The following is a 23,680-nucleotide window of genomic DNA, read 5'->3' as shown; positions in this document are numbered from 1 at the left end:
TTAACATTGAACTATATTCGGAGCATGACCTCCTCCCCTGCCCGCATTCCCGGCACCACGCCAGTTCAGGGGCTACACCACATCACGGTGATGGCCTCGGACCCGCAGCGCAACATCGACTTCTACTCTCAGACGCTGGGGCAGCGGCTGGTCAAGGTGACGGTGAACTTCGACGACCCCGGCACCTACCACCTGTACTACGGCGACCTGACCGGGCAGCCGGGCACCATCATGACCCACTTTCCCTGGCCGGGCGCGAAAAGGGGCGTGCGCGGCAACGGCGAGGTGGTGGCGACGGCCTATAGCGCCCCCCGCGGCAGCGAAGGCTACTGGCGCACGCGCCTGGGGGAACAGGGCTACGCCCTGCACGAGAGCGAGCGGTTCGGGGAGAGGGTGCTGACCCTGGAGGACCCCGACGGCACCTGGGTGGACCTGGTCTTCGAGGCCGGCCAGCCCGTGCAGCCCTGGCCCGCCGGCCCGGTGCCCGCCGAACACGCCCTGCGCGGCTTCCACTCGGTCACGGCCTGGGTGGGCGACACCGGCCTGGTGCGTGACCTGCTGGTGGGACACCTGGGCTTCACGGAGGTGGGCCAGGAGGCCGACGCGGAAGGCACCCGCACCCGCTTCCGGGGCAGCGGGGACGGCGTGGGCCTGTTCGTGGACGTGGTGGAGCGGCCCGGCAAGCCGCGCGGCTCGTTCGGGGCGGGCAGCGTCCACCACGTCGCGCTGCGCACGCGGGACGACGCGGAACAGGCCGCCTACCTCACGGGGCTGGGCGCGGCGGGCTACCAGCCCACGCCCGTGCAGGACCGGCAGTATTTCCACTCCATCTACTTCCGTGAGCCGAACGGCGTGCTGTTCGAGATTGCCACCGACGCCCCCGGCTTCCCCGACGACGAACCGGTGGCGGAACTGGGCCGGCACCTGAAGCTCCCCGCGTGGTACGAGGCCCAGCGCCCTGCCATTGAGGCGCACCTGCCGCGCATCGTGAGCCGCGAGTACGGCGTGACCATCGGCACGCGGGAGCCGGGCACCCCGCCACCTGCTCCTGAAACCGCTCCCGGCAGCGAGGGCATTCAGGTCTACGCGGCGGGCCGCCCGCTGAACGAGGCGCGGGTGGCGATGGTGCTGCTGCATGGGCGAGGGGGCACGGCCCCGGACATCCTCTCGCTCGCGGACGAGCTGAACCTGAGCGCCTTCGCGTACCTGGCTCCGCAGGCAGAGGGGAACAGTTGGTATCCCCTGTCCTTCCTCGTCCCCGTGCAGGACAACCAGCCGCACCTGGACCGCGCCCTCGCCACGGTGGACGCCGTGCTGACCGAGCTGGAAGCCCAGGGCATCCCGGCGCGGAACGTGGTGCTGGGCGGCTTCTCGCAGGGCGCGTGCCTCGCGCTGGAGTACGCCAGCCGCGCGGGCCAGCGTCCGGATGGGAAGCGGCTGGGCGGCGTGGTGGCCCTCAGCGGGGGCCTGATCACCCTGGACCAGACCGGGGACCTCCAGGGCACACCCGTCTTCATGGGCGTCGCCCCCGACGACGCCCACATTCCCCTCGCCCGCTTCGAGGAGAGTGCCGCCCAGCTTCGTGCGCGGGGTGCCCAGGTGGACGCCCGCGTCTACCCCGGCCTGGGCCACAGCATCAACCGCGACGAGCTGGACGCGGTGCGGGAGATCATGCAGGGGGTGGCGGGGAGGCTTTGAGGGGGAGGCGGTGCGCGGTACGCAGGAAAGCGAAATCCCGCGCACTGCGTACCGCGCACCGCCCCCTTTCCCCTACCGCAACAGCGCCGCCACCACCAGCACCTCCGCGTTCGGCCCCTCGAAGCCGGGGGTGTAGGCGCGGACGATGAACACCACGCGGTTGCCCTTGCGGTACACGCGGTCGAGGGCGTAGCGGGCCGCGCAGAGGCGCTCCGGGGGCAGCACCCGGTCGTCGTGGACGGTCTGCCCGTTCACGGTCAGGGTGAAGCCAGCGGGACGTTCACCGGTGGGCAGCATCTCGGTGTAGGGGCAGCGCGAGGGCAGGGGCCGCACCGTCAGGCGGATGGGCACGGGGCGCGACCACAGGCGAACGGCGGTGGTGCTGGTGCGCCCGGCGGGCGTGCCCTCGGTCCAGCTCGGGGCCAGCGTGGGGAAGGTCCGGGCGTAGACCGGCTCCGCGACGCGCCCCGGCACCAGCCCCAGCGGAATGAGGCGGGGGCGTTCGCGGGCCAGCAGGGCCGACACCACCGCCGAAACCGGCTGGGTGGTCGAGCGGGCACCTGCCTTCAGCAGGGACTGGCCGTTCCCGGTCCCCACCGCCGTGAGGCTCGCCGTGCTGAAGCCGCTGCCGTCCTGCACGCCCCCCGTCACGACCAATGCGCGGGTGCCGTAGGGCGAAAAGGCCACCCGCAGCACTTCCAGCCGGTCCCCGGCGTGGGCGGTCGAGCACAGGGCCACAGTGGCGAGGGTCAGCAGGGCCGCCGCCGTTTTCCGCAAAGTGCGCATACCTCACCGTACAGGGCCGCAGCGTCAAGGGCATGAGGCCGGGAGAAAAGAGGGGGGCGGGCCACCCTTGCCACTGTGCCGGACGCGCTATTCTGCCGGGCGTGCCCGTTTCCTCCGAACATGGCCTGGCCGAGCGCGGCCCCTCCGAACACGGGATGGAGGACCTCCGCCCCCTGATCGCGGACCGCCCGGCGGCGGAGCGGGAGCGGGTCGAGCGGGCCTACGTGTTCGCGCGGGATGCCCACGCGGGGGTCAACCGCAAGAGCGGCGAGCCGTATATCACGCACCCGGTGGCGGTGGCGACCATCCTGGCGCGGCTGGGGATGGACACCGACAGCCTGATGGCCGGGCTGCTGCACGACACGGTCGAGGATGTGGACGGCGTGACCTTCGAGGTGATCGAGGAGAACTTCGGGCCGGACGTGCGCCGCATCGTGGAGGGCGAGACCAAGGTCAGCAAGCTCTCCAAGCAGGGCAGCCAGCAGGCCGAGGTGGGCGACACCGGGCGCGACATGCAGGCCGAGAACCTGCGCCAGATGCTGATCGCCATGACGGGCGACCTGCGCATCATCGTGGTCAAGCTGGCCGACCGCCTGCACAACATGCGGACCCTCGGCAGCATGAAGCCCGAAAAGCAGACCCGCATCGCCCGCGAGACGATGGAAATCTTCGCGCCGCTCGCGCACCGGCTCGGCATCGGGCAGATCAAGTGGGAACTGGAGGACCTGAGTTTTCAGTACCTCCAGCCCGACGCCTACCGCTACCTCCAGACCCGCCTGCGCACCCGGCAGGAGGAACGCGACGCCCTGATTCAGGGGGCGGTGAGGCAACTGCGTGAGGCGCTCGAGGACGACCTCGAACTGCCCGAATGGGTCAGCGACATCGACATCGCGGGGCGGAGCAAGCACCTCTGGAGCATCCACAACAAGATGCAGAAGGAGGGCAAGGCGCTGGAGCAGATTTTCGACCTGCTCGCCATCCGGGTGATTCTGACGCCCCGGCCCCTCACCGTGCCCCCCGGCACCGACGAGAAACGCCGCGAGCGCGCCGAGGAGACGCGCGAGAAGCGCATCTGCTACCACACGGTGTCCATCGTGCATTCGATGTGGACGCCGCTGCCGGGCCGCTTCAAGGACTACATCGCGGTGCCCAAGCCCAACGGCTACCAGAGCCTGCACACCACGGTGATCAGCCAGAGCGGCCAGCCTATCGAGGTGCAGATTCGCTCGCGCCGGATGCACGAGGTGGCCGAGTATGGCGTGGCCGCCCACTGGATGTACAAGCAGGGGTCGCAGCTCGCGCAGAAGGACCGCGAGAACTGGATCGCGCAGCTCCGCGAACTCCAGAACGAGATCAACGACGCTTCCGACTATCTGGATGCCGTCAAGACCGACATCCTCTCGCAGCGGGTGCGGGTCTTTACCCCGAAGGGCCTCGCCATCAGCCTCCCGGCGGGCAGCACGCCCATCGATTTTGCCTACCACATCCACACCCGCATCGGGGAGACGACCGTGGGGGCGCGGGTGAACGGCTCCATCGTGCCGCTCAGCCACAAGCTGAACAACGGCGACATGGTCGAGATCGTGACCAGCAAGAACAGCAAACCCAGCCAGGGCTGGCTGAACTTTGCCGTGACCCGCAGCGCCCGGTCCAAGATTCGCCACCACTTCCGCCAGCAGGAACGCGAGGAGGCCTTGCAGCACGGCCACGACCTGCTGGAACGCTACCTGCGCAAGCGGCAGCTTCCGGTGCGGCAACTGATGCGGACCAAGCTGCTGGAGGAGGCGACGCAGAAACTGGTCGGCACCCGCAATCCCGACGACCTGTATCTGGCGCTGCACGCGGGCAAGACCACGCCCAGCGCGGTGGGCCGCCTGCTGTCTCCCAGCCTGGCGCAGGAGCAGGCCAACGTTCCGGCGCGGCGCGGGGCGGCGGCCCCCCAGACCCCCGCGCCCGGCGGCGTGTACGTCGAGGGCTTCAGCACCACCACCAAGCTGGCCCACTGCTGCAACCCCATCCGGGGCGACCAGATCATGGGCTACCTCACGCGGGGCCGGGGCGTCAGCATCCACCGCATCGACTGCCCCAACATGATCCGGCTCCTGAAGGACGAACCCGAACGCTGCGTCGCCGCCTCCTGGGACTCGGGCACGCCGGGCGGCACCATCGTGGACCTGGATGTGGTCGCCCCCGACCGCGCGGGCCTGCTGGCCGACGTGCTGAGCATCCTGGCGACCGAGAAGCACAGCCCCATGAAGGTCGAGGCGGGCGTGGGGGCCGACAGCACGGCCCACATCTACCTGCGCGTGGCCGTGACCGGCAACAGCGGGCTGGAGGCGCTGCGCTCCGCCATCCTGCGCGTGCCGGGCGTGACCGACGTGCTGCGCGTCGGCAAGAACGGCGGACGGGGACGGGTCAGCGCGTAGGACAGGGGTAGCGGCTCCAAACAGGATTGGGGACTCAGTAAAAGCAAGGTGGGCTGGGAGTGGCGTGCTTGTTTGCCCCTTCTCAGCCCGCGCTGGGACGGCTGCGCCGTCCACCCCCCTCCCAACCTCCCCCGCAAGGGGGGAGGAGCGACAAGTCCGCCTCCACGTTCTTTTTTCCACCCCCACCCCAACCCGCCAAAGCACCTGCCTCCCCTGTCTTTTCGACTTTGGAGCCAACGCTCAGGTCCCACGCCTCAGGCGGTCAGGCCTGGAAGACGAGCCGTTCGGGCCGCCCGGCGGGCCAGGCATGGCGTGGAGGGGGAAACCGGGGCGAAGCCTGGCAACGCCGGAAACCCCGGAACCTCCCTTGCCTAGCGCAGCGCCGCTCCCCCCTCCACCAAGAGGAGAGACACGTGAACAAGCTTGGCGTCAACGCGCGGGCCGCCCCGCGCGGCGGAGACGTCCCCCGGTGGGGGGTAGGGGGGCTGGGGGGGGCGGGGGGAAGCTCGCTACAAGATGCCCTGCCCCAAAACCCACATCCCACCACCAAGCCACGAAAATCACCCCCCATGAAATACTCCCCCCATGTCCAGCCTCCGCGACCGCATCCGCCAGGAACTCCAGGTCCAGCCTGACATCGACCCCACCGCCGAAATCAAGCGCCGGGTGAACTTTCTGGCGGCGTACCTGCAAAGCACCCCGGCCCACGGCTTCGTGCTGGGGATCAGCGGGGGCCAGGACAGCACCCTGGCCGGGCGGCTCTGCCAACTTGCTGCCGAGCGGGTGCGGTCCGGGGGCGGCGACGCGACTTTTCTGGCCGTGCGTCTCCCCTACGGCGTGCAGGCCGACGAGGCCGACGCCCAGATGGCGCTGACCTTTATCCAGCCCGACCGCACCGCGACCGTGAATATCAGGTCGGCGGCGGACGCGAGCGCGGCGGCAGCAGCGGAGGCCCTGGGAGCACCGCTGCGCGATTTCGTGCGCGGCAATATCAAGGCCCGCGAGCGCATGGTCGCCCAGTACGCGCTGGCCGGTCAGGAAGGGCTGCTGGTAGTGGGCACCGACCACGCCGCCGAGGCCCTGACCGGCTTCTACACGAAGTACGGCGACGGCGGCGTGGACGTGACGCCCCTCACCGGGCTGACCAAACGGCAGGGCGCGGCGCTGCTCCAGCACCTCGGCGCGCCCGAATCCACCTGGCGCAAGGTACCCACCGCCGACCTGGAAGACGACCGCCCCGGCCTCCCCGACGAGGCGGCGCTGGGCGTGACCTACGGGCAGATCGACGCCTACCTGGAAGGCCGCGAGGTTTCCGAGGAGGCCGCCGCGAAGCTGGAACGGATGTTCCTCGCCACGCGGCACAAGCGGGCGTTACCCGTCACACCGTTTGACGGCTGGTGGCAAGACTGAGGGTCAAACTGTCCAGAAGTCCAACCGTCTGACCGCTGAGGAATCCTGAGCAGGCCTTCAGCGGTTAGACCTTCTGACGGTTTGACCCTGCCTGCGCCTCTTGCAGGAAGCCTGGCGGCGTTCAGCCCTCGTTCCACTCCGCTTCTGCCGCCCGCTTGATAGGGTTCCTGCGGGTGAGGGCCGTCTCGACGCTGGCTCCCGGCACACCCCGGTCGGTCGTGGTGGGGCCGGGCAGGGCGCGGTTACCCAGCGCCATCAGGTCGGCGGTGAGCTGGGGCGCGAGGGCCTGGGCGTAACGCAGCAGCAGCGCGGGACCCCCGATCATCGCCTCGGCCTCGCCACGCACCAGGGCGTTCACGATGCGGCGGGCGGCCTTGTCGGCGTCGAGGGACACGAGCGGGAAATTGTCGAGGGTGGCGAACAGGGCGTATTCCTGCTCGGCCTTGCCCTTCACCTCGGCGTGGCGGGCGCTGCCGGTCCGCATTAGGGCGGGGCAGACGGTGGTGACGCCCACCCCCTCGCGCGAGAGTTCGGCCCGCAGCGCCTGGCCCAACCCCGTCACAGCGAACTTGCTGACGGAATAGGGCGCGAGGTGCGGCACCGCCACCTTGCCGCCCACCGAGGCGATCATCAGCACGCGGCCCCGGCGGGCACGCAGCAGCGGCAGCGCGGCGCGCGTAAAGCGCAGGGGCGCGAAGGCGTTGACCTCCATGATCTCACGGAAGTCCTCCTCGGTCATGTTCTCCAGTGGCCCGACCTGAATCAGCCCCGCGTTGTTGACCAGCACGTCCAGGCCGCCGTACACCCGCGCGGTTTCCTCCAATGCCCGCACGAGGTCGGCTTTGATGGTCACGTCGCCCACCACGGTGTGGACGGTGGCCCCACCGGCCCGCAGGTCAAGGGCGGCCCGCTCCAGTTCGCCCGCGTCACGGGCCAGCAGCGTCACCCGCGCGCCGCGGGCCGTGAACTCGCGGGCCAGCGCCAGGCCCAGGCCACGCGACCCGCCCGAGATCAGCACGCTCTTGCCGCTCAGGTCATAGGGTGCCCTCAGGACCTTCCGGGCCGCCAGGACACCCAGACCCAGGGCCAGCATCAGACGTTTCGGCACTCGCATATCCCGAGTGTGCCTGTCCTGCCCGCCGGGAGTCTCTAGAGTAAAGGCATGACCAATCCTGGTTCCGCCCACCCGACGCTGTTCGAGCGCATCATCGCCCGTGAGCTGCCCGCCGACGTGGTGTACGAGGACGACCACTACATCGCCATCCGCGACATCGCCCCCAAGGCCCCCATTCACCTGCTGGTCATTCCCAAGCAGGTGTCGGCCCGCCTGGACGAGATCAAGGACCCGCAGGAGATGGGCGAGCTGTGGCTGACCGCCGTCAAGGTCGCGCGGCAGCACGCCCAGGATTACCGCCTGGTGGTGAACTGTGGGCAGGGCGGCGGCCAGGTGGTCTTTCACACCCATATCCACATCCTGGCTGGGTGGGAGCAGGGGCCGGAGAGTGACGTTCAGTGAGGGAAGGGGACTTCGGGGCTGTCCTGTTCGACCTGGACGGCGTGCTGGTGGACAGCGAATTGCTGGGGAATACCATCTGGGTGGAGTTGCTGGCTGAACACGGCCTGACACTGGACCGCACTGCCTTCATGGCCCGCGCTGTGGGTGGGACACACCGTGCCCTCTTCGACTGGCTGCGCGCCGAACATGGCTGGGAGCAGCCCGAGGGCTTTCTGCCCGAACTGGACGCCCGGCTAGCCCAGGCATTCACAGCCACGCCCGCCATCGAGGGTGCGGCGGAGACCCTGCGCGCGCTCACAGCAGCAGGCATCCCCTTTGCCGTCGCCAGCAACAGCCTGCACGCGCGCCTGTTGCTCAAGCTCGCGTCGGCGGGCCTGGCGGAACTGGTGGGCCACCATGCCTACCATCCGGCAGACGTAGGTGGGCGGGGCAAACCTCTGCCCGACCTGTACCTGCATGCGGCGGCGGCACTCAATGTCTCGCCAACCCGCGCTCTTGTAGTCGAGGACAGCGTGACCGGCGTGACGGCGGGGGTGGCGGCGGGTGCGACTGTATGGGGCCTGCTGGCGGGCGGCCACGTTCACCCGAATGGTGCACAGGCACTGCGTCAAGTGGGCGCGGCACGGGTCCTCCATTCGCACGCCGAACTGCGGGAGGCGCTGGGGCTGAGCGTTCCTACCTGAGCCTGGCCGCCGCCGTAAGATGACCTCATGACGGACGCTGCGCCGCAGGCCATGAGCGAGGCCGAATACCTCCGCACGGAACGCGAGAGTCCCTACAAGCGGGAATACGTGGGGGGCTTCGTGTACCCGCTGCACGGCCAGGCAGGAGCGAGCGGGGAACATGGTCTGATCAGCACCCGTATCGTAGGACACCTGTTTCCTGACGCCGACCGCCAGGGCTGCCGCCTCTACCAGTCCGACATGAAGCTGTATATTCCCCCGGCGACCAGCTACTTCTACCCCGACGTGATGCTGGTGTGCGGTCACGAACGCCCGGACAGGTACTACGAGACGGCCCCCTGCCTGCTGGTTGAGGTGCTGTCCGGCAGCACGGCGCATAACGACCGCCGCCACAAATATGCGGCCTACACCGCAATTCCGACCCTTCAGACCTACCTGATCGTGTCGCAGAGCGAGCGGTACGTGGTGGAATACCAGCGCACCGAAGGCGGCGGTACAGAGAGCGACTGGCAGATGCGTGAGCATCGCGGCGAGGGTGAGGTGGGGGTGCCCTGCCTGGGCCGGTCCCTAACCCTGGAGGAGATGTACCGGGGGGTGTTGTAGAGGGAGCGGGGGCAGCGAACGTGCTTCCCTCCCCTCACGCCATCGGCAGTTCCACCATGCCGCCGGGCAGGTCGCCTTCCGGCTCGCGGCCCTCCATCCGGGCCGTCACGGCGAGGCCGGTCGGGGTCTGGGCGAGGCCCCCGTCGGCAGTTTCGCGCAGCGCGGCGGGCATCATCCGGCCCACCGAGGCCATCGCGCCCAGCACCTCGTCGGGCGGAATAAAGGATTCGAGCTGCGCGAGGGCCAGTTGCGCCGCGCTGACGGCGTGGACGGCAAAAAAGGCGTTGCGGCTCACGCAGGGCACCTCCACGTAGCCGCCCACCGGGTCGCACACCAGCCCGATGGTGTTCATCAGGGCGAGGCTGGCCGCATGGACGGCGGCGCGCGGCGTACCGCCCAGCAGCTCCGTGACGGCGGCGGCGGCCATCGCGGCGCTGGAGCCGATCTCGGCCTGACAGCCCCCCGCCGCACCCGAGATGAACATGCGCTTGCTGATGGCCTTGCCCACCCCGGCGGCCAGAATCAGCGGGTCCACCAGCCGCTCGTCGGGGAGGCCCAGGTGGTCGGCCACCCCGATCAGCGCGCCGGGGATGGTGCCCGCGCTGCCCGCCGTCGGCGCGGCGACGATGCGGCCCATGCGGGCATTTTCCTCGTTCACGGCCATCGCGTAGGCCTGCACGCGCCTCAGCAGCGGTGCTCCCAGAACGTCGGGCGCATCCCAGAGGCCCTTGGCGTTCCAGCCCACCATGCCAGTGATGCTCCTAGCGTCACTTTTCAGCCCGCGCTCGATACTGGCGCGCATCTCCCCGATGCGGCGGGCCATCTCCTGCCGGATGTCGTCGGGGTCCAGGCCCGTTTCGGCGCAGTCCTGTGCCAGCACCCAGCCGGAGGCCGGGGCGGGCGCGTTCATCAGTTCTTCGAGGGTCATGGGGCCTCCTGGGGAGGCGGCCAAACCGTCTGGCGGTCTGACCGTCTAAAGGCAAAAGAGATGAGGTCGGGCAGTTGGACGGTTCGACCGTCAGACCGTTGGACAGCGGCACCCGCCGCTCAGCCGTCCATCAACTTGGGCAGCATCCGCACCCAGTCGGTGTCGGACCAGCGGTTGAAAAAGGCGAGGGCCTGCTCGCTGAGTGGCGCGTCGAGTTCGATGGCGAGGAGAGCCAGGCCGCCCCGGTTCTCGCGGGTGCAGGTCAGCGCCGCGATATTCACGCCGTCGGCGGCGATGGTGGTGGCAATGCGGGCGATCATGCCCACCGCATCGATGTAACGCAGCAGGACGGTGGGGTTGGAACCGCTGAAATTCACGCCCAGGCCCTGCACCTGCGTGACCTGAATCACGCCGCCGCCCGTAGAGCTGCCCTGCACGGTGACATGCTGCGTCTCCCCATGCAGGTCGATGTGGGCCGTGTTGGGATGAACGTCGCCCAGGTCCACGTCCCGGAACTCGACGGTCAGGCCTGCCGCCTCGGCTTCCTCGAACGCGCGGGGCAGATGGGGAGCATCGGGGGCAAAGCCCAGCAGGCCCGCCACCAGCGCGAGGTGCGTGCCGTGGCCCCGGCCCGTCTTGGCAAACGAGGCGTGCAGGCCGATAACGGCACGGCGCGGGGCCTCACCGAGCAGGTGGTGCGCGACCAGGCCCAAGCGGCAGGCACCGGCGGTGTGGCTGCTGCTCGGGCCGATCATCACCGGGCCGATCATGTCGAGCAGGGACATGAAATCAGTATAGGCAAGCACGGTGAGATGTGTCCGGGGCGTGGGGACAGACCGGATTGCAACGACCCCTGAAAGTTGCGCAAGAACAGGGACGGAGGTACAGGCAACCATGCCGCGCAAGCGCGTTCGGAAGGTTAGGTGAAAGCTTTCCGGCAACGGGGGAAGGGTCAGAAGTGCGCTTCCCCTGTTGCTGACGACTCACAGAGCTGTCTGCAGACGCCGGAACTGATACAGCTCCGCAGAAGAGGGAGGAACCGGTATCTCATATCGGCGCACTTCACCCTCCATACAGACCCTTCTGCAACATGCTCTCAGGAGTACAGCTAGGGCCAGTTGCCCCTACTCCTCCTCCTCGGCCTCCTCCAGGCGGGGCTTTTCCTCATGCGTCATGTCGGCCAGGTTAGCGCGCAGTTCTTCCAGCTCGTCCCGGTCCGGGTCGGAGTCCAGGCCGGCGGGATTCACGGTGCCGACCGAATCCTGCTGGTCGGCGTGGCTCACGTCCAGCTCACTGGTCTGGGGCGTCTGATCCTCGGCTCGTCTGTCGGTCATGTCTGAGCTTGACGCGCCTGCCCCACGAGGGGGATGTGGAGAGGTCAAGGCTGCGTTCATCAGACTTCCTGCAACCGGCGGCAGGAAGGGGCTGACCCCTGAAGAAACCGCCCAGCAGCCCTGGCCGTCGTCCGGTTGAACCTCTTGACCGTTCGACCCTCCGGCCTACTCGCGTACCGCCGCCAGCAGCGCCCGCCCGCTCGTCCCGCCGTGGGCCAGGGCCGCGCGAACCAGCGAGGCACGCACGGGATTTGGGGCGTGGGCAAACAACCGCAGCATGGTGCGGGCCAGAGTTCCCGCCCCGGTGCGGGGGGCCAGAAAGGCGTGCCATTCGGCGGCGGGTAGCCCGAAAAAAGCGTCGAAAAAGGCCGGAAGCTGCGCCGGGGGCAGGGTCAGCAGCGCGTCCACCCCCAGCAGCGCCACCTCGCGGGCCGCGCGGCGTTCGGGGGGCCACAGGGCGGCCCAGCCTGCCCGCACCGCGACTTCTGGGCCGGATGAATCCAGAGCGGCGGCGACTGCCTGCGCTACCCCCGGTGCGTCCCCCAGCGCCCCCGCCACCTGAAAACCGCTGACCGGATGCACCAGCCCCGCCGCCGCCCCGAAGGCCAGAACCGGGCCGGGGCAGGGAGCCGCCGCGTTCATGGGAAAGGCGACCCATTCCTCTGCCTCCACCTCGCATGGTGGGGTGCCCTGGGCACGCAGGCGGGCCAGGAGCCGCCGCTCCAGCACCGCGCGGGACAGGCCGGGGCGGGCGACCAGGCTGGTTTCCTCGACCAGATAGCGCGTGCCGCCCAGGTGCATGGCATACAGGAAGGTCGGGGAGGTGGCGGGGCCAGCGGCAGGCGAACGGTAATCCATCCAGACCATGCCGCCGGGGGGAGCGGGCGGTACGTCGAAGTGAGCGACCAGGCCGAAGGCCGTCTGGAGGGCCGCTCCGCCCCGTTGCTGGGGCCGCGTCAGGCTGCCCGTGTGCCCGCCCGCGTCCACAACCAGACTGGCCCGCCAGGTTTCGCCGCCCTGGCCCCGGACTTCCCAGCCCTCCCCTACCCGCACGGCACCCTGAACTGTGCCCACCGTCCAGGCCAAGCCGCCCCCCGCGCGCCCCAGCAGGGTGTCCAGCAGCCGCGCATTGTCCAGCCGCGCGTAAGGCCGCAGGAGGGGAGTGGGCCGCTCGCCCGTGTAGGCGCGCACATCGGTCCAGACGTTCGCCAAGCAGGCGTGCGCCCAGGAGGGCAGTTCGTCCAGCCAGGCCCCGTAGGTCGCCGGGAAGGGCCGGGGTGGGTGAGGAGCTACCAGCCGCACGCTCAGGCCGTGGGCGGCCAGCTCCGCCGCCAGCCCCAGCCCCGCCGGACCTCCGCCCACCACCAGCACGTCGGTCGGGGCACACGGGGCAGCCATGGCCCGCAGGGTAACGCGCCGGGGCGAACGGGGCATGTAGGCGTTCACACGGGCGGGCGACGGGGGAGCGTCAGAGCGTCACGAGGTCGGGCGTCAGGTGACAGGTCCGGTTGAACCAGTGCAGCAGGGCGCGTTCTGTGCCGGCCGCATCTGTGCCCAGTTCGAGGCAGGCGGTGCCCGTGTTGTTCAGCCGGAACGTGAGCGCCTCGCCGTTCAGCGCGGGCAGGCCCAGCAGGTCCGCGACGAGGTACTGGGCGAAATCGTGGTGGGTGACGAGGGCGAGCACGTCGGCCTCCCCCGCATCCCTCCGCAGCCGGGCCATCACGCTGGCCGCCCGGGCCGCGAAGCGCGCGTGTTCCCAGGGTTCGCAGCCGCCGTCCCAGGCCTGGCCGTGAAGCTCCCCCGGCCAGAGGAGCGCGGGGCAGTCGGCCTGCAAAGAGGCGTGGTCGCGGCCCGCCACAGGGGTGAAGCCTCCCGCCGGGCCACTGTTCAGACCACCGCACTCGTAGGCTTCCCGGAGGCCGTGCGCCTTCAGCCCCAGCGCCTGCGCCAGGGGCGCGGCGGTCTGCACCGCGCGGGTCGTGAGGCTGGTGTAGAGGTGCGTCACGCGCCCGCAGAGGTCATCCCCGGCGGCCCACTCCGCCAGCCGGAGCGCCTGCTGCTGCCCCCGCTCGGTGAGGGGCGGGTCGGCCAGCCTGCCCGCGAGGTAGTCCGCCGCCCCGGCCAGGTGGTTGTTCCTCGACTGACCGTGGCGAATCAGGAGCAGATGCATCCGGGGAGGCTAACACGCAGGGCAGCCGGGCCGCCCTTTCCCCTTTGACCAGGGCCGACCCACGTCAAGTGAAAGTGCTGTACAAGTCGGACAGGAGCGTGACACCACTGAGGGCAATTCATCGGCGCACAGCCGCTCGCCTGCTGAGCCTCTGAAAGCATGAGGTGCTCCAGGGGTCAATCGTCCGTACCGAGTACGTTGTGTGTATCAGTTTCCGGCGACATGGGTCGGCCCTAAACAAGCCCATGTCCTCCAACCAAATGAGGGACCCAGCCAAACTTTTGGCTCTTCCTGCGTTTCAGGGAGCCGAGGGGAGAATCGAGGGGAAAAGAGCGCACAGCACGTTCAAAACTCGACCCCTCCAGCCCGTACGGCTCCTTCGACCGTTTCTCCGTGCAGCACCATGGGAATGTCATTCCCTGGCAAGCCAGCTCCCCGGAATATAGGAAGAGCCAAACTTTTTAAACACGCTCTGACAGCCCCGGCACTGCGGTGGCGGGTCAGGCGGCGGTGCCCTCAGCTCCTGGGCAGAGGCTCACGCCCGTACGTGACCGTCCCCCACCACCACCCACTTGGTCGTGGTGAGTTCCGAGAGGCCCATCGGACCCCGCGCGTGCAGCTTCTGGGTGCTGATGGCGACCTCGGCCCCCAGGCCCAGTTGCCCGCCGTCGTTGAAGCGGGGGCTGGCGTTCACCATCACGGCGGCGCTGTCCACGTCCTGCACGAAGCGTTCGGCCTGGGCGGGGTCACGGGTCAGAATCACGTCGGTGTGGTTGCCGTGCGCGGCGATGAAGTCGAGGGCCTCCTCCAGCCCGGCCACGGTGCGGATGCTGGCAGTGAGGGCCAGGAACTCGGTGCCGTAGTCGGATTCGGCAGCGGGCTTTGCCTCCACCCCAGCGGCCTCCAGCGCCGCGAGGGCGGGCAGGTCGGCCCGCAGGGAGACGCCGTGCGTGGCCAGGTCATGGGCGATGACGGGCAGGACGGGGAGTGCGCCCTCATGAATCAGCAGGGTATCCAGGGCGTTGCAGGCGCTGGGCTTCTGGACCTTGGCGTTGCGGATGAGGTCGGCCGCCCGCGCCACGTCGGCGGGGTCGCGGGTGAAGCTCTCGTCCAGGTAGATGTGGACGACGCCGATGCCCCCCACGATGACCGGCACCGTGGCGTTCTCCACGCAGTAGCGGTGCAGCCCCGCCCCACCGCGCGGGATGATGGCGTCCACCAGGTCGTCCAGGCGCAGCAGTTCCAGCATCCGCTCGCGGGCGGGGTCGCGGATAACCTGCACGGCGGACTCGGGAAGGCCCTCGGCGGCCAGGGCGGCGCGGATGGCCTCCTCCAGGGCGGCGTTGCTGTTCACCGTCTCCTTGCCGCCGCGCAGCAGAACCGCGTTGCCGCTCATCAGGGCGAGGGCGGCCACGTCCACCGTCACGTTCGGGCGGCTCTCGTAGATCACGCCCAGCACGCCCAGTGGCACGCGCCTTCGCGAGACACGGATGCCGCTGGGAAGCAGCTTTTCCTCCGTCTGTTCGCCCACCGGGTCGGGCAGACCGGCCACCGCCTCCACGTCGTCCGCGATGGCCGCGAGCGACCCCGCGTCCAGGCGCAGGCGGTCCACCATGTGCGCAGGTAGGCCCGCCGCCTGCGCCGCCGCCACGTCCCGCGCGTTCGCGGCGAGAATCCCGGCCTCACGCGCCCGCAGCTCGCGCGCGATGGCGTGCAGCGCTGCCACCTTGCGCGCCGTGGGCAGCGAGCGCAGCACCCGCGCCGCCGCCCTGGCCCGCACCCCCAGGTCACGGACGGTCAGAGTCTCGGTCGTCATGGGGGCAGGGTAGCAGGGTGGGTGGTGGGCGGCCCGTGGCTTGTCGAGGGTGCGCGGTACGCGGGAGGCGGTACGCAGTAAAGGCTCTTTTCCCGCGCACCGCGTACTGCCTCCCGCGTCCTACAACCTCACCAGGTCGTCCCGGTGGACCGCCTCCGGCCCGTAGGTGAAGCCCAGCACGCCCTCGATATCGCGCGAGTGGCGGCCCGCGATGCGTTCCAGGTCGGCGGCACGGTAACGGGTGAGGCCACGGGCGACCTCGTGGCCGTCGGGGGCCAGGAGGCGGATGGTGTGGCCGCGCTCGAAGGGGCCGTGGACAGCGGTGATTCCGGCGGGAAGCAGGCTGCCGCCGCGCTCGCGCACCGCCCGCGCCGCGCCGTCGTCCAGCACGACGCGGCCGGTGGCGATTTCGGCCAGAATCCAGCGTTTGCGGGCCTCCAGGCGGGAGCCGTGGGCCAGAAAGCGCGTGCCCAGCGCCTCCCCGCCTACGATGCGGGCCAGGGCATTCTCGGCGTCGCCGGGGGCAATCACGACCGGGGTTCCGGCACGGGTGGCAATCTCGGCGGCCTGAATCTTGGTGTGCATGCCGCCCGTGCCGCGGTGGCTGCCCGCCCCACCCGCCAGCGCCCAGATATCCGGCGTTACGCGCTCCACGACCGGAATCAGCGTGGCCGCGGGGTCGCTGCGCGGGTCGGCGGTGTAGAGGCCGGGCGCGTCGGTCAGGATCACCAGCAGGTCGGCCTCGGCCAGGTTGGCGACGAAGGCGGAAAGCGTGTCGTTGTCGCCCACCTTGATCTGCTCCACAGCCACGGCGTCGTTCTCGTTGATGATCGGCAGCACGCCGCGCGCCAGGCAGCCGTCCAGGGTGGTCCGCGCATTCAGGTAGCGGGTGCGGTCGCGGAAGTCGTCGGCGGTGAGCAGCACCTGCGCGACCGGCACGCCGTACAGGTCGGCAATGCTGGCATAGAGGTGCATCAGGCGGCCTTGGCCGACCGCCGCCAGCAGTTGCTTCTCGGCCAGCGTGCGGTCGCGCGGCGGGAAGCCCAGCGCCTCCCACCCGGCCAGCACCGCGCCGCTCGTGACCAGCACGACCTCGTGGCCGGCGGCCCGGATATCCGCCATCCCGCGCAGCAGGTCCACCAGCCGGGGCCGGTGCAGGCGGTCGGTCCCCGCCGTGAGAACGCTGGTGCCGAGCTTCAGGACGACGCGCATGGGGGACAGGATAGGGGGAGGGAGGGCCGCCGGGGGCCGCCTCGCCTATGCACCGACTTCCCGCAGCGCCTGACGGACAAACCCGTGATGACGTGCTCGCAGCCCCTGTTCGGCGTCGGCGTCCAGCCCCCAGCCCGCCAGCCGGCCCGCCGGACGCAGCGCGGCGCAGAGGTCCCAGAGGGGCAGGGCGGCGAAGTCCAGGGCCGCCAGCTCCCGGTAGCGCCGCGTAAACGCCTCCATCGCCTCCGGGCCGAGGAAAAAGAGGAGTTCCAGCCGCGCATTGCCCACATCCGCCAGGGGGTTGCCCAGCGCCGCGTCCTCCCAGTCCAGCACGGCGGCCAGGCGGCCCTCCCGCCACAGCACGTTGCCCGGCCAGAAGTCGCCGTGCAGCACGGCAGGGGGATTCACCGGGGCAGGCGGCCAGAGCGGCTCCAGCACGTCCCGGATCAGGGTCTCGTCCAGGGACTCGTCGGGCACAGCGGGCCGTTCGCCCAGACCGCGCAGGGGTGGAAGAAAGGACAGGTCCGTCCCCTCACGCCTCACCGCATGGAGGCGGGCGAGGAAGTCGGCCAGTTGCACGGCGTACCCGGCCCGGTCAGCGGGCGCGAAGTCGGTCTGCCCTGCGGCGTAAGCCGTGACGAGGGCCGAGCGGGGAAACAGTTCGCCCGGCGGGACAACCCAGCGGGGCGCGGGGACCGGCAACCCGGCGGCGTGCAGCGTCTGCAAGAGCCGGAACTCTGTCTCGGCCACAGCGGGGTTGTGGCGGAAGTCGGCCTCGCCGTAGTGCCGCACCACCCAGGTCTCCACCTGCCCGCCTTCCCCCCGCACCTCCAGCGCCGTGACCTGCGCCGACACCCCGCCCGACAGCGGCCAGGCCCGCAACAGCTCGCCATGCGGGGCCACCTGCCGCACCAGATGTTGGAAGGGAAGCAGGGTCAGCAGAGGCGGCATCAGGAGGGGGACTTCACCGGAAAACGACCTTTTCAGGTTACCAGACGCCCGGCTGACACGGGTGACGGCTTCCCGAAGGCCGCCTTGACCCTCGCGTGACCGCGGGCTGACGGCACCGGCAGACGCTGGGGCAGGCACCGGCACCGGCCCCTCGCTCTCTGAACGGAGGACATCATGTACACCCCTAAAGCCCCTGCCCCGGTCACTCTGATGCTCGCGCTCCTGCTGCTGCTGCTGGTCGTCTGGCTGGGCGGCTGGGTCGCGGGCAGTGTGGTCTTCACCCTGGGCCTGCTGCTGCTTCCCGCCCCTTCCGGGCATCAGCGGCAACGGGGCAGGTCCGGCGGGGATCCCGTGGTGTGGGGGTCGTTCGAGGCGTCCTGGGGGGACGGCGCGGGCGGCTGCGATGCGGGGATCAGCGATTCCGGCAGTGGGGGCTGCGACTGTGGAGGCGGCGACGGGGGCAGTTGCGGCGGGGGCGAGTAGGCCGGTTCCCTGGGCTGCCGCAGCGCCCGGAAGGTTTCACGCAGCAGCCGCGCCGCCTCCCCCGCCCGCACGCCGCCTGTCACCTGGGGCGTGTGGCCCCAGTGGGCGGCCAGCAGGTCGCTGACGCCGCCCAGCGCCCCCGCTTTCGGGTTGGCCGCGCCGTACACGATGCGTCCCACCCGCGCCTCCAGCGCCGCGCCCAGGCACATGGGGCAGGGTTCTAGCGTGACGACCAGGGTGCAGCCGGTCAGGTAGGGGGTGCCCAGGGTGCGGGCCGCCTCCCGCAGCGCCGCGAGTTCGGCGTGCCGGGTCATATCGCCGTGTTCGCGGCTGGTGTTGCGGCCCCGGCCGACCGTGGCCCCGCCCGGCCCCAGAACCACGGCACCCACCGGCACCTCACCCGCCTGGGCTGCCTCCCGCGCCAGGGCCAGGGCCTCCCCCATCGCGGCCTGGAGGGGGTCGGCTGGCTGCCCCGCCGCCTCTCGCGCCCCCACCGCCCAGACGGGGGGCGTCAGGCCCACCCACTGCACGTCTGTGCCGACCGCCAGCACGGGCACGCGGTCCCGTTCCTCACGCGGCACTTTCGCGTCGGTCAGCACGTCGCTGAGCTTGCGTGTTCCGCCGGGCAGGCGCAGGCGGTCCCCCGGCTGCCGGGTACGGAGGGTCCAGCCCGCGGGGAGGGGAAAGTCGGGGGCAGGCCAGACCTGCGGCGCGAGCCACAGCCGCCCCCCAGTCACCGTCACATTGCGCGCACCGGGCAGGGTGACATGCGCCGTCTCCCCCGCCCCCAGTGCGGCGGCGAGGCGGTCCACCTGCCCCGCGTGGTACGGGAGGCCCGCCGCCGCGAGGGCCTGTGCGACATGGCGGCGCAGCACGGCGGGGGGCTGAGAGGCCAGCGACACGTGCGTGGTCAGCCGGGTGGCGAGGTCCCCCAGCACCGCGTCATCCTCGCGCGACAGGCGAGCGACGCGGGCCAGGGCCGCCTCCACGCCGGGAAAGCGGGAGGCCAGGAGGGGCAGCACGTCCAGCCGCAGCCACGCGCGGGTCTGAGCGGGGTCGGCGTTGGTGGGGTCCTCGCGCCAGTCCTGGCCCAGCCCGTGCAGGAAGGCTTCCACGTCCGCGCGGGGCACGTCCAGCCAGGGACGGCGCACCCGGCCCCGTTCGGGGGGAATGCCACTCAGGACCGCCTCGCCGCGCAGCAGCCCCAGCAGAACCGTTTCGGCCTGGTCGCGGCGGGTGTGGGCGGTCAGGATGGACTCGGCGCGGTGCTGTCGGGCGACCCGGCTCAGGAACTCGTAGCGGACGCGGCGGGCGGCGTCCTCCAGATTCCAGCCGCGCCGGGTCGCGACGGCCGCCACGTCCACCCGTGCCATCTCGAAGGGCACGCCCAGCCCCGCCGCGAGGTCCCGCACCCAGGCCGCGTCCCCGGCCGAGTCCGGGCGCAGCGCATGGTCGAGGTGCGCCGCGACCGGCCGCGCCCCCGTCAGCACCAGCGCCCGCAGCAGCGCCACGCTGTCGGCCCCGCCCGACACGCCCACGACCACCACGCGGCCCACGAAGGGCGCGAGCGGGGGCAGCAGGTGAGCGGCCGGGCCAGGCACGGGGAGGTCGGACACGGGGGCATTGTAAGCGGCCAGCTCCCAGCAGCCAGCACGGGAAAGCGGCCCGTTCCCCCAGATACCCGCCCTCCCTACAATGGGCCGCATGAGTCCCCGCGTCGGTCAGCCCGCCCCCGACTTCGATGCCCGCAGCGACGACGGCCGCCGGGTGCGGCTCGCGGACCTGCGCGGGCGGTGGGTGGTGCTGTACTTCTATCCGCGTGCCAACACGCCCGGCTGCTCGCTGGAGGCGCGGCGCTTCGAGGCCGCCCTGCCCGAGTTCGAGCGGCTGAACGCGGCCGTCATCGGCGTCAGCACCGACACGGAAGCGCGGCAGGCCAGTTTCCGCGACACCTGCGCCCTGAGTTTCCCGCTGATTCCCGACGGCGAGCGCACCCTCGCCCGCACCTACGGGGTGATGGGCGGCCTGGGCGGTCTGCTGGGCATGGCCGCCCGTCAGACCTTCCTGATTGACCCGCAAGGCACCCTGGCCCACTACTGGCGCAGCGTCAACCCCGCCACCCACGCGGCGGACGTGCTGCGCTGGCTCCAGCAGAACGCCTGAAAAAAAGGAAAGAGGCCGCCCCCACCCGGAGGACGGCCCCTGTTGTTGCTGGCGGCTGGCCGCTGAAAGCTGGCCGCTCCTTACAGCCCCGCCAGCGCCTCCCGCATAATCCCCAGCCCCGTCTCGGCCTCCTCGCGCGTGAGGATCAGGGGCGGGCTGATGCGGATGACGGCCTCGCCGCAGTCGAGGTTCAGCAGGCCCTTCTCGAACATCGCCATGCTGGCGCGGTCACGCAGCTTCCCGTCGGGGCTGCCATCCGGCTTCACGAACTCCATCCCGATAAAGAGGCCCGCGCCGCGCACGTCGCCCAGGAAGGGAAACTCGGCCTGCATCTTCCGCAGCTCGTTCATGATGTAGGTGCCCACGTCGGAGGCGTTCTGCATCAGGCTTTCGCCGCAGCCGGGGTGCCGCACCTCGCCTTCGAGCAGGTCGAGGGTGGCGTGCGCCGCCGCCGCCGCGACCGGGTTGCCGCCGAAGGTGGAGCCGTGCGAGCCGACCGGCCAGGTCATGACACTTTCCTTGGCCAGCATCGCGCTGATGGGCAGGCCCGAGGCGATGCCCTTCGCCAGCGTGATGATGTCCGGTTGCACGTTGAAGTGCTGGAAGGAGAACATCTTCCCGCTGCGGCCCATGCCCGCCTGCACCTCGTCGAAAATCAGCATGATGCCGTACTTGTCGCACAGCGCCCGCAGCCCCGGCAGGAAGTCGGCGGGCGGCACGATGTACCCGCCCTCGCCCTGCATCGGCTCGATGATGATGGCGGCGACCTCGTCGGCAGGAATCACCGTCTGGAACAGCGATTCGATGTGGTCGATGACGGCCTGACCGCAGGTTTCGGGCGTGCTGCCCAGCGGCGGGCGGAAGGGGTTGGGGTAGGGCACGTGGGTGACGCCCGGCAGCAGCGGGCCGAAGCCGCGCTTGTACTTGGTCTTGCTGCCCGTCAGCGTGATCGCGCCGTAGGTGCGCCCGTGAAAGCTACCCAGCGTGGAAATCACGTGGCTGCGCCCGGTGTGGTTGCGTGCCAGCTTGATGGCCGCCTCGACCGCCTCCGCGCCGGAGTTGCCGAAGAACACGCGCCACTTCTCGCCGGGGCGCTCGACGTGCTTCACGAGGCGTTCCGCGAGGCTGGTGGTGATTTCCTGCGGGTAGTCGGTCAGGCAGACGTGGGAAAACTTCGTCACCTGCTCCTGCACGGCCTTCACCACGTGCGGGTGCGCGTGCCCGGTCGTGCTGACGGCGATGCCCGCGAAGAAGTCCAGCATCGTGTTGCCGTCCACGTCGGTGAGCCACACGCCCTCGCCGTGGTCGGGCACGAAGGGATAGGGGCGCATGTAGGAGGTGGAGAGGTGCTGGGCGTCGCGCGCCATGATGGCCTGGGTCTGGGGGCCGGGGAGGGCGGTTTTGAGTTCGGGTTGACGGGGCTTGGTAGCAGTGGTCATCTTCTCTCCTCCTTCAAATCAAAGACTTGTTCAGCAATCTGAGGCGGTAAACCTTCGAGCCACTCCGCAGCAAGACGACGAGCGTCTACTGTTATGCCTGGAATTGCTTGGCTCAGACGCGGTGGACCTTCTGAATTCCCCTCAGGTAGAGAATCCAACCAGTTCAGTGGAACTGCGAGTGCTCCAATCGGCTCATTGATATCTTTTGCAGGGTCAAAGCCTAGTTCTGACACGCTGTAAAAACCTGTGTCGAAGTAACGCTCAACTGTCTCAAAGACGGCATACTTCACCGAGTGGTAAGAGGGAACTTGGCCTTGTTTCCGGTAGTTGACGCAGACAGATGGGTGCGAGTACCAGTAGAGTGCCAAGGCGACTGCCTCCGGGCACCGCCGTTGATGTGCCATCCACAGGGCAAGGTCAACATGGAAATTATCCAGATACAGCCAGGCGAGGCACATCCACTCGGCATCTGACGCCGCCTCTGCAAAATGGTATGCCGCCCAGCTGTACCTATCCATAATCAGCTTGTCTCAGTCCCCGCTCACCGGCTGCGGCTCAGTCTCCAGCGGCTGCGGCGTCTGCACCATGCCGTCGGGCGCGGTGTCGCTCACGCCGCTCGTCATGTGACCAGCATTCGGCGTGCTTCCGCCGATGCCATGCGCCGCCCACTTGTCCTCGCGGCTGTTGAGGCGGTGCACGGTCGCGCCGGGGCGGTTGCGGCTCTCGCTGAATTCCTTGGGTTCAATGGAGATGCGCTCGCCTTCCATCAGGCCGTAGATGCCGCTCTGGCCGGGTTCCTTGCGCTGCCAGTCCTCGGGCACGGCCATGTCGGGGCCGGTGTAGTCGGTCGGCTCGGAATAGGCGGCGATGTAGCCCTCGAAGTTACGCAGAATCAGCTTCTCGGGCGAGTGCGACAGCACGTAGTTGGGCGCGACGGGAATCTTGCCGCCGCCACCGGGCGCGTCCACCACGTAGGTCGGCACGGAGTAACCGGAGGTATGTCCGCGCAGGCTCTCCATGATTTCCAGACCCTTGCTGACGGTGGTCCGCAGGTGGCCCGCGCCGTGCACGAGGTCGCACTGGTAGATGTAGTAGGGCCGCACACGAATCTTGACCAGCTCGCGCAGCAGCTTCTGCATGATCACCGCGTGGTCGTTCACGCCGCGCAGCAGCACGCTCTGGTTGCCCAGCGGCACGCCCGCGCGGGTGAGGCGGTCGCAGGCCTCCGCCACCTCCGGCGTGATTTCCTTGGGGTGGTTGACGTGGATGTTCATCCAGAGGGGATGGTTCTCGGCCAGCACGTCGCACAGTTCCTGCGTCACGCGCATGGGCATGAACACCGGAACGCGGGTGCCGATGCGGATGATCTCGATGTGCTCGATTTTCCGCAGCTCGCTCAGCAGGCGGCCCAGCACCTTAGGTGCGAGCGTGAGGGGGTCGCCGCCCGACAGCAGCACGTCTCGCACCTGCGGCGTGTTGCGCAGGTAGTTCAGTTGCGCCTCGTACTCGGCGGGGTTGAAGGTCTCGGTGGGGTCGCCCACGATGCGGCTGCGGGTGCAGTAGCGGCAGTACGAGGCGCACTGCGTCGTGACCAGCATCAGCACGCGGTCGGGATAGCGGTGGACCAGGCCGGGCACGGGGCTGTGCTTGTCCTCCGCCAGCGAGTCCTCCATCATCGAGGTGAAGGGTTCCAGCTCGTGGTGGGTGGGAATCACCTGACGGCGCACCGGGCAGGTCGGGTCTTCCGGGTCCATCAGCGAGGCGAAATACGGCGTGATGTCCAGGCGGAAGATGCCCTCGGCGCTCGCACCCGCCCGCTCGGAGGGGGTCAGGCGGATGACTTCTTCGAGTTCCTCGACGGAGTTGATGCGGTTCTTGAGCTGCCATTTCCAGTCGTACCAGAGTTCGTCGGGCACGTCTGCCCACTTGGGGGCGCGGTGGTTGCGGGGCAGCATCTGCTGGGACCGGACGGTCGCCTGCGGGTGCAGGTTCGTGGGGCTGGGCATAGGAAGGCCCTCCTGGGGAGAGAGAAAACGTGAGTGCTGTCCCCTTTATTGTGGCG

21 protein-coding genes are annotated in these 23,680 nt (G+C 69.8%); 7 read left to right on the top strand and 14 right to left on the bottom strand.

The window, feature by feature from the left end:
• Positions 1-24: 24 nt before the first annotated feature.
• Complete coding sequence (locus tag ABEA67_RS03645; protein ID WP_345461006.1) at positions 25-1,698, top strand: VOC family protein; 1,674 nt, start codon at positions 25-27, stop codon at positions 1,696-1,698.
• Positions 1,699-1,770: 72 nt separating this feature from the next.
• Here the strand turns inward: ABEA67_RS03645 and ABEA67_RS03640 are convergent, their stop codons facing one another.
• Positions 1,771-2,484 (bottom strand): DUF2259 domain-containing protein, encoded by a 714-nt coding sequence (locus tag ABEA67_RS03640; protein ID WP_345461004.1) that lies wholly within the window; start codon positions 2,482-2,484, stop codon positions 1,771-1,773.
• 155 nt (positions 2,485-2,639) lie between these two features.
• Between ABEA67_RS03640 and ABEA67_RS03635 the strand changes: the two genes are divergently transcribed.
• Positions 2,640-4,910, top strand: a complete 2,271-nt coding sequence (locus ABEA67_RS03635; RefSeq protein WP_345461803.1) for a RelA/SpoT family protein — start codon at positions 2,640-2,642, stop codon at positions 4,908-4,910.
• Between the two features lie 585 nt (positions 4,911-5,495).
• Entirely contained in the window at positions 5,496-6,320 is an 825-nt protein-coding gene (gene nadE / locus ABEA67_RS03630) for an ammonia-dependent NAD(+) synthetase (protein WP_345461002.1), read from the top strand.
• A 121-nt stretch (positions 6,321-6,441) separates the two neighbouring features.
• Here the strand turns inward: nadE and ABEA67_RS03625 are convergent, their stop codons facing one another.
• Complete coding sequence (locus tag ABEA67_RS03625) at positions 6,442-7,434, bottom strand: SDR family NAD(P)-dependent oxidoreductase (protein ID WP_345461000.1); 993 nt, start codon at positions 7,432-7,434, stop codon at positions 6,442-6,444.
• A 48-nt stretch (positions 7,435-7,482) separates the two neighbouring features.
• Here ABEA67_RS03625 and ABEA67_RS03620 point away from each other — a divergent pair, with 48 nt between their 5' ends.
• From ABEA67_RS03620 to ABEA67_RS03610, 3 genes are read left to right on the top strand one after another with little or no spacing between them, the layout of a single operon-like run.
• Positions 7,483-7,836 carry a histidine triad nucleotide-binding protein gene (locus ABEA67_RS03620; RefSeq protein ID WP_345460997.1) on the top strand — a complete coding sequence of 118 codons (354 nt, stop codon included), beginning with the start codon at positions 7,483-7,485 and terminating at the stop codon, positions 7,834-7,836.
• Positions 7,833-8,519 (top strand): HAD family hydrolase, encoded by a 687-nt coding sequence (locus tag ABEA67_RS03615; protein WP_345460994.1) that lies wholly within the window; start codon positions 7,833-7,835, stop codon positions 8,517-8,519. The genes ABEA67_RS03620 and ABEA67_RS03615 overlap by 4 nt, the downstream gene beginning before the upstream one ends.
• A gap of 27 nt (positions 8,520-8,546) precedes the next feature.
• Positions 8,547-9,122 carry a Uma2 family endonuclease gene (locus tag ABEA67_RS03610; protein WP_345460991.1) on the top strand — a complete coding sequence of 192 codons (576 nt, stop codon included), beginning with the start codon at positions 8,547-8,549 and terminating at the stop codon, positions 9,120-9,122.
• A gap of 34 nt (positions 9,123-9,156) precedes the next feature.
• On the opposite strand, the gene sdaAA is transcribed toward ABEA67_RS03610, so the two are convergent.
• The 9 genes from sdaAA to tilS form a co-directional block, all read right to left on the bottom strand.
• The gene (gene sdaAA / locus ABEA67_RS03605) at positions 9,157-10,050 is read right to left on the bottom strand and encodes an L-serine ammonia-lyase, iron-sulfur-dependent, subunit alpha (RefSeq protein ID WP_345460988.1); all 894 of its coding nucleotides are present in this window, start codon (positions 10,048-10,050) and stop codon (positions 9,157-9,159) included.
• A gap of 119 nt (positions 10,051-10,169) precedes the next feature.
• On the bottom strand, positions 10,170-10,835 hold the full coding sequence (gene sdaAB / locus ABEA67_RS03600) for an L-serine ammonia-lyase, iron-sulfur-dependent subunit beta (RefSeq protein WP_345460985.1): 666 nt from the start codon (positions 10,833-10,835) through the stop codon (positions 10,170-10,172).
• Positions 10,836-11,174: 339 nt separating this feature from the next.
• Positions 11,175-11,384 carry a hypothetical protein gene (locus tag ABEA67_RS03595; protein ID WP_345460982.1) on the bottom strand — a complete coding sequence of 70 codons (210 nt, stop codon included), beginning with the start codon at positions 11,382-11,384 and terminating at the stop codon, positions 11,175-11,177.
• A 165-nt stretch (positions 11,385-11,549) separates the two neighbouring features.
• Complete coding sequence (locus ABEA67_RS03590; RefSeq protein ID WP_345460979.1) at positions 11,550-12,782, bottom strand: lycopene cyclase family protein; 1,233 nt, start codon at positions 12,780-12,782, stop codon at positions 11,550-11,552.
• 70 nt (positions 12,783-12,852) lie between these two features.
• A complete protein-coding gene (locus tag ABEA67_RS03585) occupies positions 12,853-13,554 on the bottom strand; it encodes a histidine phosphatase family protein (RefSeq protein ID WP_345460976.1) in 702 nt (233 codons plus the stop codon).
• A gap of 535 nt (positions 13,555-14,089) precedes the next feature.
• Entirely contained in the window at positions 14,090-15,370 is a 1,281-nt protein-coding gene (locus ABEA67_RS03580; RefSeq protein WP_345460973.1) for a glutamate-5-semialdehyde dehydrogenase, read from the bottom strand.
• A 120-nt stretch (positions 15,371-15,490) separates the two neighbouring features.
• A complete protein-coding gene (proB, locus tag ABEA67_RS03575) occupies positions 15,491-16,582 on the bottom strand; it encodes a glutamate 5-kinase (protein WP_345460970.1) in 1,092 nt (363 codons plus the stop codon).
• Positions 16,583-16,627: 45 nt separating this feature from the next.
• Positions 16,628-17,533, bottom strand: a complete 906-nt coding sequence (locus ABEA67_RS03570) for a phosphotransferase family protein (RefSeq protein ID WP_345460967.1) — start codon at positions 17,531-17,533, stop codon at positions 16,628-16,630.
• 317 nt (positions 17,534-17,850) lie between these two features.
• On the bottom strand, positions 17,851-19,632 hold the full coding sequence (gene tilS / locus ABEA67_RS03565) for a tRNA lysidine(34) synthetase TilS (RefSeq protein WP_345460963.1): 1,782 nt from the start codon (positions 19,630-19,632) through the stop codon (positions 17,851-17,853).
• 88 nt (positions 19,633-19,720) lie between these two features.
• Here tilS and ABEA67_RS03560 point away from each other — a divergent pair, with 88 nt between their 5' ends.
• Positions 19,721-20,179: a peroxiredoxin gene (locus ABEA67_RS03560; RefSeq protein WP_345460960.1), complete on the top strand. Its 459-nt coding sequence runs from the start codon at positions 19,721-19,723 to the stop codon at positions 20,177-20,179.
• Positions 20,180-20,259: 80 nt separating this feature from the next.
• Here ABEA67_RS03560 and ABEA67_RS03555 read toward each other — a convergent pair whose 3' ends face one another.
• The 3 genes from ABEA67_RS03555 to ABEA67_RS03545 form a co-directional block, all read right to left on the bottom strand.
• Positions 20,260-21,618, bottom strand: coding sequence for an acetyl ornithine aminotransferase family protein (locus ABEA67_RS03555; protein WP_345460957.1), 1,359 nt, complete (start codon positions 21,616-21,618; stop codon positions 20,260-20,262).
• A complete protein-coding gene (locus tag ABEA67_RS19400) occupies positions 21,615-21,908 on the bottom strand; it encodes a hypothetical protein (RefSeq protein WP_425557146.1) in 294 nt (97 codons plus the stop codon). The genes ABEA67_RS03555 and ABEA67_RS19400 overlap by 4 nt, the downstream gene beginning before the upstream one ends.
• A gap of 240 nt (positions 21,909-22,148) precedes the next feature.
• A complete protein-coding gene (locus ABEA67_RS03545) occupies positions 22,149-23,624 on the bottom strand; it encodes a KamA family radical SAM protein (protein WP_345460954.1) in 1,476 nt (491 codons plus the stop codon).
• Positions 23,625-23,680 lie beyond the last annotated feature (56 nt).

The sequence above is a fragment of the Deinococcus carri genome, from assembly GCF_039545055.1.
Taxonomy (GTDB): domain Bacteria; phylum Deinococcota; class Deinococci; order Deinococcales; family Deinococcaceae; genus Deinococcus; species Deinococcus carri.
Note: the sequence above shows the minus strand (reverse complement) of the source record. Positions and strands in the feature narration are given on the sequence as shown.

Coding starts and splice junctions, on each gene's coding strand:
- ABEA67_RS03645 (WP_345461006.1), top strand. CDS start 25: ATGACCTCCTCCCCTGCCCGCATTCCCGGCACCACGCCAGTTCAGGGG.
- ABEA67_RS03640 (WP_345461004.1), bottom strand. CDS start 2,484: ATGCGCACTTTGCGGAAAACGGCGGCGGCCCTGCTGACCCTCGCCACT.
- ABEA67_RS03635 (WP_345461803.1), top strand. CDS start 2,640: ATGGAGGACCTCCGCCCCCTGATCGCGGACCGCCCGGCGGCGGAGCGG.
- nadE (WP_345461002.1), top strand. CDS start 5,496: ATGTCCAGCCTCCGCGACCGCATCCGCCAGGAACTCCAGGTCCAGCCT.
- ABEA67_RS03625 (WP_345461000.1), bottom strand. CDS start 7,434: ATGCGAGTGCCGAAACGTCTGATGCTGGCCCTGGGTCTGGGTGTCCTG.
- ABEA67_RS03620 (WP_345460997.1), top strand. CDS start 7,483: ATGACCAATCCTGGTTCCGCCCACCCGACGCTGTTCGAGCGCATCATC.
- ABEA67_RS03610 (WP_345460991.1), top strand. CDS start 8,547: ATGACGGACGCTGCGCCGCAGGCCATGAGCGAGGCCGAATACCTCCGC.
- sdaAA (WP_345460988.1), bottom strand. CDS start 10,050: ATGACCCTCGAAGAACTGATGAACGCGCCCGCCCCGGCCTCCGGCTGG.
- sdaAB (WP_345460985.1), bottom strand. CDS start 10,835: ATGTCCCTGCTCGACATGATCGGCCCGGTGATGATCGGCCCGAGCAGC.
- ABEA67_RS03595 (WP_345460982.1), bottom strand. CDS start 11,384: ATGACCGACAGACGAGCCGAGGATCAGACGCCCCAGACCAGTGAGCTG.
- ABEA67_RS03590 (WP_345460979.1), bottom strand. CDS start 12,782: ATGGCTGCCCCGTGTGCCCCGACCGACGTGCTGGTGGTGGGCGGAGGT.
- ABEA67_RS03585 (WP_345460976.1), bottom strand. CDS start 13,554: ATGCATCTGCTCCTGATTCGCCACGGTCAGTCGAGGAACAACCACCTG.
- ABEA67_RS03580 (WP_345460973.1), bottom strand. CDS start 15,370: ATGACGACCGAGACTCTGACCGTCCGTGACCTGGGGGTGCGGGCCAGG.
- proB (WP_345460970.1), bottom strand. CDS start 16,582: ATGCGCGTCGTCCTGAAGCTCGGCACCAGCGTTCTCACGGCGGGGACC.
- ABEA67_RS03570 (WP_345460967.1), bottom strand. CDS start 17,533: ATGCCGCCTCTGCTGACCCTGCTTCCCTTCCAACATCTGGTGCGGCAG.
- ABEA67_RS03560 (WP_345460960.1), top strand. CDS start 19,721: ATGAGTCCCCGCGTCGGTCAGCCCGCCCCCGACTTCGATGCCCGCAGC.
- ABEA67_RS03555 (WP_345460957.1), bottom strand. CDS start 21,618: ATGACCACTGCTACCAAGCCCCGTCAACCCGAACTCAAAACCGCCCTC.
- ABEA67_RS03545 (WP_345460954.1), bottom strand. CDS start 23,624: ATGCCCAGCCCCACGAACCTGCACCCGCAGGCGACCGTCCGGTCCCAG.